Below are 11,555 nucleotides of genomic sequence, written 5' to 3' on the forward strand. Positions count from 1 at the left end.
TCAGATAGAGAGGATTAAGGCCGATGGCAGTCAATGATGCGCCGCTCCCGCAGGGAAGCGCGGACTTCGTGCGAAGCACCGGTGGCGGCTTCGTGCTGGGCATGCTGTGCTTCGTCTACGTCCTCAACTTCCTCGACCGTCAGCTGGTCTCGATCCTGGCCAAGCCGATCCAGGACGGACTCCAGATCACCGACGGCCAGCTCGGCTATGTCACCGGCTTCTACTTCGCCCTGTTCTACTGCTTCATCGCGATCCCCGTCGGCTGGCTGGCGGATCGAACCAATCGGGTGAAGATCCTGTCGCTCGCCTGCGGCCTGTGGAGCGGGGCCACCGTCGCCTGCGGGCTGGCGGGCAGCTACGGCCAGCTGGTCGCGGCGCGGATGGCGGTCGGCATCGGGGAGGCGGGCGGCGTGCCGCCATCCTATGCGATCATTTCCGATACCTTCCCGCGTGAGCAGCGCGGCACGGCGATGGGCATCTTCAACCTAGGCCCGCCGCTCGGCTCGGCGCTGGGCGTGGCATTCGGCGCGTCGCTCGCGGCCGCCTATGACTGGCGCGTGCCGTTCTACGCGGTCGGCGCGATCGGTGTGATCACGGCGATCGCGGTCTATGTCCTGGTGCCGGAGCCCGTACGCGGAAGACACGATCCCGCGCCGCTCGCCGCCCCGGCCGGCCCGGAGCCGAGCTTCGGGCAGGCGATCGTAGGCTTCTTCCGGAACAAGGTGCTGGCCGTTGCGGCGCTTGCCAGCGGGGCGGCCAATTTCATCACCTATGGCCTCGCCAATTTCGCGACGCTGTTCCTGATGCGCGAAAAGGGGATGACGCTGGAGGAGGTGGCGCTGTGGTATGCGCTGGCCGTGGGCGTCGGCATGGGTACCGGCATCTTCGCGTCGGGCAGGCTGATCGATCGCTTCGCGGTGCGGAACAAGACTGCCTATGCCACCATCCCGGCGCTGTCGCTCGTGCTGGCGCTCCCGTTCTTCCTCGGCTTCGCCGCGTCCGATCGGTGGGAGGTCGGGCTGGCGCTGCTGTTCGTGCCGCTGTTCCTCAACTCGTTTTTCCTGCCCGCGACGGTCACCTTCGTGCAGGGCGAGGTGGCACCGGGCACGCGCGTGATCGCGGGCGCGTTGCTGCTGCTGGTCATGAACCTTGTCGGTCTCGGGCTCGGCCCGACCTTTGTCGGCATGGCGAGCGACTATTTCCGCCCGGACTATCCCCATCATTCGCTGCGGATGGCCTTCTACGCACTGGCGCCGATGTACGTCATCGCGGCGCTGCTGTTCCTGTGGCTGGCGCGGCTGATCAAGCGGTCCGCGCCGGTCGGCATCGCGTGAGGGGGATCGGAGCGATGGAGATGACCATGACGCGCTTACGCGGCCTTGCCCTGCTGGCGGCGACCGTGATCGGCTGGGTCATTCCGGGCACGGCATGGGCGCAGGCAGCGGACGACAGTCCTGCCGCACGCTGCGGCGCGCTCGCCGGGCTGGTCTTGCCCGATACGACGATCTCAAGTGCAGCCCTGGTCCCGGCCAAGGCGGCGGAAACGACGATCGCCGGAGAGGTTGCCGGGTACCGCAGCTTCTGCCGCGTGGTCGCGCGGGTGCGCGCCGAACCGGGTTCGGACGTCGGGGTGGAGCTGTGGCTGCCCGTCGAGGGCTGGACCGGCGTGTTTCATGGCAATGGCAGCGGCGGCTTCGCGGGCACGTTCGCGCTCGGCTATTCGGGCATGGTCGAAGGGTTGCGACGCGGCTTCGCCACCGCGACCACCGATGGCGGCACTGCGCCGGCAACCCCGCTGGAAGGAGAGGCACTGATCGGCCAGCCGCGCAAATGGCGCGACTGGGGCCGCCTGTCCGCCCACGCCATGACCGTGACGGGCAAGGCGATCACCCGCGCCTTTTACCGCCGCGATGCCGCGAAATCCTATTATACCGGCTGCTCGACCGGCGGGCAGATGGGCCTGACCGAGGCGCTCTATTATCCGCAGGACTATGACGGCATCCTGGTCGGTGCGCCGGTGATGAACCGGACATGGGGCCATGCCGCGGTGCTGTGGAACTACGCGACCGCGAACCGCACGCCGGGCGGGTTGCTGTCCGAAGCGAAGCTAAAGCTGCTCAACACTGCGGCGATCGCGAGCTGCTGGCGACAGGGACATGGGCTGGCAGGCGACCGCTTCATCTCCGACCCGCTGAGCTGCAGGTTCGACCCCCGGATCCTGGAATGCAGCGGCGCCGCGTCCGACCGGTGCCTGACCAAGAGCGAGGTCGCGACCGCGCGCGCCTTCTATTCCGGGCCGACCGACCGGAACGGCAAGCCGACCTATTATGGCTGGCTGCCGGGCAGCGAGATGCCCGACACGTTCGGCTGGAGCTTCCTGCAGACGCCAATCAAGGGCCAGCCCCCGTTCGGCGCGCTGTTCAAATGGGTATTCGGCGCCGACTGGGACTGGCGCGGGTTCGATTTCGAGCGCGACATGCCGATCGTCGACGCGCGGCTCGGCCCGGTCGTCAACGATGCCATACGCGGCAATCTGTCGGCATTCGCGGCGCGCGGCGGCAAGCTGATCGTATTCCACGGCCTTGCCGACACGCTGGTCGCGCCGGGCCAGTCGGTCGCGTTCTTCGATCGTCACGCCGCGCAGATGGGCGGTGCGACACGGCTGGCCGACAGCGCGCGCCTGTTCCTCGCGCCGGGCATGATGCATTGCGGCGGCGGAACGGGTCCGGACTCGTTCAATACGACGCTCGGCATCCCGCCGCGGCCGCCGTCCGACGATCCGAGGCACGACCTGTTCTCCGCGCTGATCGCCTGGACCGAGCGGGGCGAAGCGCCCGACCAGGTAGTGGCGACCCGGTTTTCGCGCGAGGAGCCGGGCAGGATCGACATGCAGCGACCGCTCTGTCCCCATCCGCAACGCGCCGTCTATCGCGGCACGGGATCGACCAGCGCAGTCACCAGCTTCCGGTGCGAGCCTCCGGCCGCGCCCTGAACAGGTGCGCTCGAAGGGCGGGGACGCATCGGCGACATTCAGCGCTGGAAGGGTATCGCGGGCAGACGGACGGTATCGACGCCGATCGGCCGGTCGCGCAGGAAGTCGCGGAGCAGCGGTTGGATCGTCGCCTCCCCGAAGAGGTCGAACTGGTGAGCTCCGTTTTCGACGATGACGATCTTCGCATTGGGCAGGGTGACGGCGATCTCGCGGGCGTTCTCCACCGGCGTTCGGGCATCGAGATCGCCGACCAGGATCAGCGTCGGCACGCCGCTGCGCACCGGCATCCGGTAGTCGGCGCCCAGATCCGCGCGGGGCCAGGCCGTGCGCAGGTCGAGTATCGGGAAGTTCATTGCGTTCCCGAGCAGCGCGCGACGCGATTCACGTCGGATCGTGCGCAGGCGTGACGGGCTCGCATAGGACGCCAGGTCCATCATATATTTCATCGCCGACCCGAGCCGCCACCCGCTGCGCGCTGCGAGGACGAGCGGGCCGATGCGGCTAAAATCGCCGGCGGCCATTTCGCGAAAGGCGACCGGTAGCGTCGCCATGGCGCGCGGATCTGCGATCGCCTGGGCGGTCAGCCACTGCACGTCGAACGCGCCGATCACGACCTTCTGCTGCTCGCCACCGGGTCCGGCGAACTCAATCGTTACCGGCGATCGGCGAAGGCGATCGAAAACGACACGCATCGTTTCGGGCAGGCGCGGGACCCCGGCGCGCTCGGCGATACGCCCGATCACGGCATCGGTTTGTGATGGCAGCTTGAGCGTATGATCGGGGCCCTCCGGCCCGACCAGGATCAGCCGCGCCACGCTTTCGGGATGACGACGCACCGTTGCGAGCGCCAGATGCGAGCCATAGCTTCGGCCCCACAGGTTGATCTTCGCATAGCCGAGCGCACGCCTGATCGCGTCGACATCGTCGGCATTCTCGACGGTGTTGTACGACAGCAGCCGTATGTCAGCCGCGGCGAAGCGCGTCGCGGCACGGTGGGCGTCGCGCGCCATGAGCGGCAGCCACGCCGCCGGAGACCCGGGAACGTCGAGCGGGAGCGGCGTGACATCGTTCAACGCCAGACTGGGGCGCGACCGCCCGGTGCCGCGTTGATCGAACGCGATCACATCGCCACCCATCAGATCGAGCAGCGCGGCAGCCTGCCCGTCCGATGCGCCCGATAGCATTTGCGTGCCCGAATCACCGGGCCCGCCTGCGAGCACCATATTGGCGAGTGTGTTCGCAGCGCCGGCCCACCGCAGCCGGATGACCGCCAGATCGATGTTCCGCGCGGGGCCGGCAACACCGCGTCGTTCGGCCACCCGTACGAAGCCCGTCGTGATCTCCATGCGGCGCCCGTCGGGGGCGGATATGGACCGGATGTGTGCCTGTTGCAGTTGAGGCGATGCAGGCCGGGCATGGGCGAAAGAGCTTGCCGTGGCGACGATCGTCAACACGGCGCACACAAAGCGCGATAGCAGCATCATGCCGCACCCCCGTGCATCGCCTCGAGTTCACGCAGGCGCTCCTGAAGCGCGTTCAGCCGCGTCCGGGCGCGCACAAGAAACCGTCCCGCGACCGCAAGCAGCGCGAGTCCCATCGCACCGGCCGCCAGGCCCGACGCGTGATTTCCGAAGATCGCGATCGCAAACGCGCCAGCCGTGAACACGGATGTGAAGGCGACCGCGATCCAGCCGGCGACCAGGCGCTGCCGGGCGAACAACACGCGCCGCTGCATGAGCACCCACAGCGCATAGCTCGCCCATGTCGCGCCTATCAACGAGAGCGCGATCAAGGCCGCGCGGGTGCGATAGGGCAGGTCGGGTTCGGTGAGCCACAGTGCGGTCACCACGACCGTGGCCGCCAGCGCGACCGACAGCAGTGCGCCATGCGCGATCCGCGGCCCGAGCGACAGCTCCGCGTCGACGATTGGGGACGCGATCGCGGTGGCGGATTCGATCCGGTTCGGGGTCACGCTATGGCTCCGTCATGTTCCAGTTCGCGGCGCAGCAGCCGCCTTGCCCGATGCAGGCGCGACTTTACGGTTCCGGGGGGAATGGCGAGCGCCTCGGCGGTCTCGTCGATCGTGAGTTCCCGGAGGTAAAACAGCGTCAATATCTCGCGTTCGACCGGAGGAAGCCGTGCCAGGCCATGCTCCATCTGCTCCAGATCGGCGTGCGCGTCGGCGAGCGGTTCGTCGGCAATCTGCTCGAAATCGTCCGCGCTCGACGGAAGTTCGCGGTACCGACGACGCAAAAGGTCGCTGAAGGCGCGGTGTGCGATTCCGAACAGCCACGACCGGAAGCGGCTTGCGTCCTCAAGGCGGTCGATGCCGCGAACCACGCGCAGCCACACGTCTTGGGCAAGCTCCGCTGCGGCGTCGCCGTCTTGGCAAACGCGCCGGGCATAGTTGGCGACCGGGTCGGCCCATCGCGCGATCAGCGCGTCGAATGCGCGCCGCTCGCCCAATTGGCAGCGAATGACGAGCAACTCGTCTGCTGATCGCGCCTGCTCAGTTTCGTCCGCTCGCCGCATCGCTCATCCGCCTGTTCCCCCGTGTAGTCGGCGTCCGGGGCAAAAGGTTCACGCTCGGGCGGCAAATGCAAATCGCGCGTCCTGAATTCCGACGGCATCGCCGATGCGACGCTCTGGGGGCGATCCGCCTCATCGGCGCATGGCTCAGTCGGCGCGGACGGAATAGTCCATTCGGGCGAGGTCCTCGAGCAGCGTCGGACCCGTGGGCACCCAGCCGAGCCGTTCGCGGGTGATCGCGGCGGACGCCGGCATGTCGAGGCTGGCGAATCCGGCCATCCACCCGAAATGCTCGCGGGCTTCGCTCTCGGTAATGGAGACCGCGGGCACGCCGAGCCCGGCGGCGATCGCTTCCGCGATAGCGCGGATCGGAATGGCTTCCTCCGCAACCGCGTGCCAGCGGGCGCCCGGTTCGTGCCGTTCCAATGCGAGCACGTAGAGGCGGGCGGCATCGGCGACGGCGGCGGCGCACCAGCGGTTATCGCCCGCGCCGACATAGGGCGACACGCCCTTCGCCCGGGCGATCTCGATCATCGGCGATACCAGGCCCTGCATCACCGGATCGTGGATCTGCGACAGGCGCACGACACCGACGGAGACGCCGCGGTCGGCGACCGACAGTCCGGCAAGTTCGGACGCAATGCGCGGGACGGGGTGGCTGCGGTCAAGGACGTCCTCGCGCGACAGCAGCCCCGCGCCCGGGCTGCCCATGCCGATCGCCGAGGTGATGAGCAGCGGCCGATCCGACCCGGCAAGCAAGTCGCCGAACGCCTCGATCACGCGCCGGTCCTTGTCGCAATTTTCGACGAAGCGCGCGAAATCGTGATCGAATGCCGTGTGGATCACGGCGTCGGCACCTTCCGCGCCCTTCGCCAGACCGGCCGGATCGTTGAGGTCGCCGCGATAAACGTCGGCGCCGGCCTGCTCCAGTCGCCGGGCACTTTCATCGGATCGCGCGTTCCCCAGCACCTGATGTCCGGCGGCGAGCAGTTGGGGCAGGATATGCGAACCGACAAACCCGGTCGCGCCGGTAAGAAATACACGCATGGAAAATCCTCTTTCTGAAGAGGATGACGTATCGCGACCGCGCGTAACCTGTTAAAGTAGTGGCCGTATCATGGTATAATCAGCAACAGGATCGACCATGTCCGACCGGACGCCGAACCAACTCGGCACCTACCTGCGCGATCGCCGGACTCGGATGGATCCCGCGTCGTTCGGCCTTGTCGGCGGCCGCCGGCGTACGCCCGGACTGCGTCGCGAGGAAGTCGCCGCGCGGGCGAACATCAGCCCCACCTGGTATACCTGGCTCGAGCAGGGTCGCGGCGGCGCGCCGTCGGCCGATGTGCTCGACCGGATCGCCAAGGGGTTGATGCTCACCGAGCCCGAGCGCGAGCATCTTTATATGCTTGGCTTGGGCCATCCGCCCGAGGTGCGCTACCAGCCGGTCGAGGGGATCACGCCGCGGCTGCAGCGAATCCTCGACGCGATGCCGCTCAGCCCGGCGATCATCAAGACCGCGACATGGGATGTCCTCGGCTGGAACCGGGCGGCTGCTGCACTGCTGACCGACTATTCGAAGTTGCCGCGCGCGCAGCGCAATATCCTTCGCCTCATCTTCAGCAGCGATCGCGTTCGCGACAAGCAGGGAGACTGGGAGAGCGTCGCGCGCTTCGTGGTGGGCGCATTCCGCGCGGACGTGGCGCGGGCGGGAGCGAGCGGAAGCGCGGAGGTGACGGCGCTCGTCGACGAACTCAGCCGGGCGAGCGCGGAATTCGCGGCGCTGTGGCAGGATAACGACGTGGTCGCGCACGGCGAGGGCGTGAAGTGCATCAGACATCCCGAGGCGGGCACGCTGGACCTGGAATTCTCATCCTTCGCGATCGAGGGGCGACCCGAGCTGGGGATGATCATCTACAACCCCGCCTCTCCCGCCGATGCCGAGCGCCTGCGAAAATTCCTCGAGGCAAGCGCCGCCTGACGGACAGTGCGTTCAGCCGGCTTCCCCACGGCGTTGCATCGGCGGGGCGTCCCGAGCAGTGCGTGCCGATTCCGTTGCTAGCTGGCATTTCGGTATCGCCAAAATCGCAGAAGACAGCCGTTTACGGCACATTCTGGGATGCCTTGGGAAGGCATTTTGGTGACCCCTACGGGCATCGTTCTGAAATTCCAGTAACACTCAAAGCGTCTCAACCTATTGATTTAGAATAGCGTATTTGAAATCCGTCGAACCAGTCGGTCCCACAGTTTCTCGCAAAATCTGGATCAAAATGTGGGACGCGATGTGGGACTTCAGGCGAGGTTTCGGATGGCGTTGACCGCTCTCAAAGTCAGGAATGCCGGGCCGGGCAGGCATGCGGATGTGCATGGGCTTCATCTGCTTGTTCGCGAAAGCGGAACGCGATCCTGGGTGCTCAGAATTCAGCATGAGGGTGAGCGGCGCGACTTTGGATTGGGACCCGCGCACGACGTGTCCTTGGCAGAAGCGCGGTTACTCGCTGCCGACCTGCGAAAGGCGGTACGCGCGGGCGTCGATCTGAGTGCGAGGAAGGGGAGGGCGCGCAAGGCGGTTCCGACCTTCGAGAAAGTGACCCGCGACTGCTACGAGGCGATGAAGGGCGGCTGGAAAGATCAGCGGCATGCGTCCTGGATATCCAGCTTCGAGCGACATGTGTTCCCGCACATTGGCAGTAAGGCGGTCACCGCCGTCGATAGCGCTGCGGTTTTGACCGTGCTGGAGCCGATCTGGCTCAAGATTCCCGACACCGCGAAGCGCGTATTGCAGCGTATCGGAACGGTTCTCGACTTCGCGCACATCAAGGGGCTGGTGCCGGAGGAGGTCTCGCTGCGATCGGTGACGCGAGGCCTGCCGCGCCAGAACCACCGGGTGACACACCGAGCCGCGATGCCGCACGAAGACGCGCCCGCCTTCATGAAGGCGCTTACGGCACTCCCATCGACCTTGGGGCGCGACGCGCTCCGGCTCACCGTTCTGACCGCCGTTCGCTCGAATGAAACCCGGAAGGCGACCTGGAGCGAGTTCGACCTCGACAAAGCGGTCTGGTCGATCCCTGCCGCCCGGATGAAGATGAAGGAGGCGCATGTCGTTCCGCTGGCTCCCGCCGCCGTAAAGCTGCTGCGATCGTTGCACCGGCGCCACCTTGAGCTCCACGGAACGGTGAACCCGGACCGGCTTCTGTTCAGCGTCTCGCGCGGTAAGCCGATCAGTGACATGACAATGCTCAAGGTGCTGCGGGACATGAAGATTACCGACGCAACGGTTCACGGCTTCCGCAGCACCTTTACCGACTGGGTGGCCGAGTGCACCAATGTGCCGAAGGAGGTGGCGGACAAGGCTCTGGCGCACCGCATTCCTAACGCCGTCGAAGCTGCATATCGGCGGACAGACTTCTTCGATCGTCGCCGCGTGCTGATGAACGAGTGGGCTGAATTCTTGAGCGGCTGATGCGTTCAGGCGTCAGCGCGTTGGGGCACCGCAGGCTTTCCGAGCTCCCAGCGTGAACAGTTGCCGGTGCTTCGAAGCTTCGGTCGGAATAGATCTGCTATTAGGGTTGGGTTGAATCATCGATAGAAATCCCGAACGCGCGCGATACCCACCATGAACGCCGGTTTCCGACAGTGGGGCGTTCTATCATACTAGGACATAAGGGGAATCACGCAGTGCGGCTTCAGCCGGCCTTAATAACTGCTGCCTACCGATCATGGATTGGGGAGCGAACTGGAATGGCTGAAGGAAGCGGAGAACTGCGCTTGGCGAGCGTTCCGAGCGAGTCACGGGCGCGCGCAGACGACAGCGATGTGGTTCCCGACACGATCGGCGGACTTCTATCCCGCCTCAGATTCGAGGCTGCGGTTCTCGCGCTCCTGCTATTCACCTTCGCCGCGATCCAGTTCCAGGCGCTCTTCACGACCAAGGAATTGGTAATAACCCCTCATAATCGCTCATTGTACGCGCCATATTCCTATGGTGATCAGACAAGCGGCGGACGGTCCACTGCCACAATCGACCCGGTACGTGCACTAAAATGGTCGTGCGATTTACGGCCCGGCTATGCCTATCCCTTCTGCGGCTACGGAATTCTGTTCGACCAGTCCGCGCAGCGCAGGGGGATCGATTTTTCCGATTTCCAGCAGGTCACGATCAAGTTTCGATACACCGGTCCCGGCGACAAGATGCAGATCGCCCTGATCAACAATCCACTCGATGCCAGCGAAGCTGGAGCAAACAAGCCGAACCAGCTCCAATTTCCCGTGCGACAGGGCGCGCAGACCGTAATGCTCAATCTGAGCGATCTGGCGGTCGCGGATTGGTGGGTAGCGGAGCAGAAGAGCAAAAAGGAACTCGCGGCGCCCCGGATCGACAATGTCACCGCGCTTGAAATCCAGCCGGGGGCTGCAGCCGAACTTGGGCACCATGAGTATGCCTTGGACAGCATCACACTGGTCGGGAAACAAATTTCACAGGCGCAATATTACCTGCTGCTGCTGGGCGTGTGGGTGCTGCTGATCGGAGCATTCCTGATCCACCGCTTTGTGAAGATTCGCAAAGGGTTCGAGCGGCGCCACCAGCGCCAGGTGCGGGAGCGGCAGCAGTTGGTGGTCGCGAAAACGGTCGCGGAAAGCGCCAGCGCCGCGAAGTCCGCATTCCTGGCAAATATGAGCCATGAGCTGAGAACCCCGCTGAACGCCATATTGGGCTATGCGCAGCTGCTCGAGCGCGAGCAGCTGACCGAGCGGCAGGCCGGCGCGGCAAGAACAATCCATCAGAGTGGCGTGCATCTGCTGACGCTGATCACCGACATTCTGGACCTCTCCAAGATTGAGGCGGGACGTCTTGATCTGCAGCAGTCGCGTTTCGATCTTGAAGGCTGCATCTGCGGCGTCGCCGACATGATGCGCATCCGCGCGGAGGAGAAGGGACTGGCCTTCGTCTGCGCGCTGGGCGACGACCTGCCGACGAACGCTGTGGGGGATGAAAAGCGCCTGCGGCAGGTCCTGATCAATCTGTTGGGCAACGCCATCAAATTTACGGAAACCGGACAGATCTCCCTCGCAGCTTCGAAGTGCAGGACGCATACTGGGGGCGCAGGTCTACGGATCGAGGTGCGTGACACGGGGACTGGGATGAACCCCGAGCATCTGTCCCGCATCTTCGACGCTTTCGAACAAGTCGGCAGTGCAGAGAACCGCGCCAGCGGCACCGGTTTGGGTCTTGGCATCTCGCGGCAGATCGTGGAACTGATGGGCGGGCGCATCGAAGTAGAGAGCGCACAAGGCCAAGGAAGCCGGTTCTGGTTCGAAATTCCGCTGGAAATCGTTTCTGCCTTGCCGCCGCCCGAGCGGTGCGCGCGGCCTGCGGTGACCGGCTATGCGGGTACGCGCCGCCGCCTATTGGTCATTGACGACGATGAGGCGAACCGCACGCTGTTGCTGTCTACACTGGGGGACTTGGGCTTCAATACGGATTCGGCTGGCGATGGTCGATCCGGTGTCGAAGCGGTTTTGCTGGAACCACCTGATATGGTGCTGACCGGCCTCAAAATGCCCGTGATGGACGGCTTCGAGGCTATGCGGCAGCTGCGGGCCCGCCGAGAACTGGAGGCGCTGCCAATCATCGCCTACTCCGCAGATGCGACGTCGGAAAACGCGGCGCGTGCGCGTCATGCGGGTGCGGACGCTTTCATCGCGTCGCCGATCGAAATCGCTGAGTTGACGATGGCCCTAAAGGAGTTGCTCGATCTTCGATGGACCGCCGGCGCAACCCTTGATGCGCCTCAAGAGCCGCAGCGGGCGGCAGCGCCCATACCCCCATTAGCGCAGCTCGAGAAACTGCACGAACTGGCGAAGCGCGGTAATATGCGCGCAATCCGGGAGTTCGTGAACGATCTCGCCGACGCCAATTCGGAATACAGGCCATATGCGGAGGAGGTGAATGGTCTCGCTGCCGCGTATCGATCGCCAGCCATCCTCGATCTGGTTTCCCAACATATCAGCAAGCGCAAGGCAGCTTGAT

9 protein-coding genes are annotated in these 11,555 nt (G+C 65.2%); 5 read left to right on the plus strand and 4 right to left on the minus strand.

Going from position 1 to position 11,555, the window contains the following annotated elements; all coding sequences use genetic code 11:
• Positions 1-23 precede the first annotated feature (23 nt).
• Together ABS767_RS09075 and ABS767_RS09080 are read left to right on the plus strand one after the other, a co-directional pair.
• Entirely contained in the window at positions 24-1,334 is a 1,311-nt protein-coding gene (locus tag ABS767_RS09075) for a spinster family MFS transporter (protein ID WP_408078029.1), read from the plus strand.
• A 26-nt stretch (positions 1,335-1,360) separates the two neighbouring features.
• Positions 1,361-2,992, plus strand: a complete 1,632-nt coding sequence (locus ABS767_RS09080) for a tannase/feruloyl esterase family alpha/beta hydrolase (RefSeq protein WP_408078030.1) — start codon at positions 1,361-1,363, stop codon at positions 2,990-2,992.
• Positions 2,993-3,030: 38 nt separating this feature from the next.
• On the opposite strand, the gene ABS767_RS09085 is transcribed toward ABS767_RS09080, so the two are convergent.
• The 4 genes from ABS767_RS09085 to ABS767_RS09100 all read right to left on the minus strand — a co-directional run bounded on the left by ABS767_RS09085 (position 3,031) and on the right by ABS767_RS09100 (position 6,568).
• A complete protein-coding gene (locus ABS767_RS09085) occupies positions 3,031-4,338 on the minus strand; it encodes an alpha/beta fold hydrolase (RefSeq protein ID WP_408078031.1) in 1,308 nt (435 codons plus the stop codon).
• A gap of 134 nt (positions 4,339-4,472) precedes the next feature.
• Positions 4,473-4,964 (minus strand): hypothetical protein, encoded by a 492-nt coding sequence (locus tag ABS767_RS09090; protein ID WP_408078032.1) that lies wholly within the window; start codon positions 4,962-4,964, stop codon positions 4,473-4,475.
• Positions 4,961-5,524 carry an RNA polymerase sigma factor gene (locus tag ABS767_RS09095; RefSeq protein ID WP_408078033.1) on the minus strand — a complete coding sequence of 188 codons (564 nt, stop codon included), beginning with the start codon at positions 5,522-5,524 and terminating at the stop codon, positions 4,961-4,963. Before ABS767_RS09095 ends, ABS767_RS09090 begins: the two co-directional genes overlap by 4 nt.
• Before the next feature lie 144 nt (positions 5,525-5,668).
• The gene (locus tag ABS767_RS09100; protein WP_408078034.1) at positions 5,669-6,568 is read right to left on the minus strand and encodes an SDR family oxidoreductase; all 900 of its coding nucleotides are present in this window, start codon (positions 6,566-6,568) and stop codon (positions 5,669-5,671) included.
• 97 nt (positions 6,569-6,665) lie between these two features.
• Here ABS767_RS09100 and ABS767_RS09105 point away from each other — a divergent pair, with 97 nt between their 5' ends.
• From ABS767_RS09105 to ABS767_RS09115, 3 genes are all read left to right on the plus strand, one after another.
• A complete protein-coding gene (locus ABS767_RS09105) occupies positions 6,666-7,502 on the plus strand; it encodes a helix-turn-helix transcriptional regulator (RefSeq protein ID WP_408078035.1) in 837 nt (278 codons plus the stop codon).
• Positions 7,503-7,829: 327 nt separating this feature from the next.
• A complete protein-coding gene (locus ABS767_RS09110) occupies positions 7,830-8,987 on the plus strand; it encodes a tyrosine-type recombinase/integrase (protein WP_408078036.1) in 1,158 nt (385 codons plus the stop codon).
• Between the two features lie 278 nt (positions 8,988-9,265).
• Complete coding sequence (locus ABS767_RS09115) at positions 9,266-11,554, plus strand: ATP-binding protein (protein WP_408078037.1); 2,289 nt, start codon at positions 9,266-9,268, stop codon at positions 11,552-11,554.
• Position 11,555 lies beyond the last annotated feature (1 nt).

Origin of the sequence: Sphingomonas plantiphila, from assembly GCF_046000505.1 — a bacterium.
GTDB classification, from domain to species: Bacteria; Pseudomonadota; Alphaproteobacteria; order Sphingomonadales; family Sphingomonadaceae; genus Sphingomonas; species Sphingomonas plantiphila.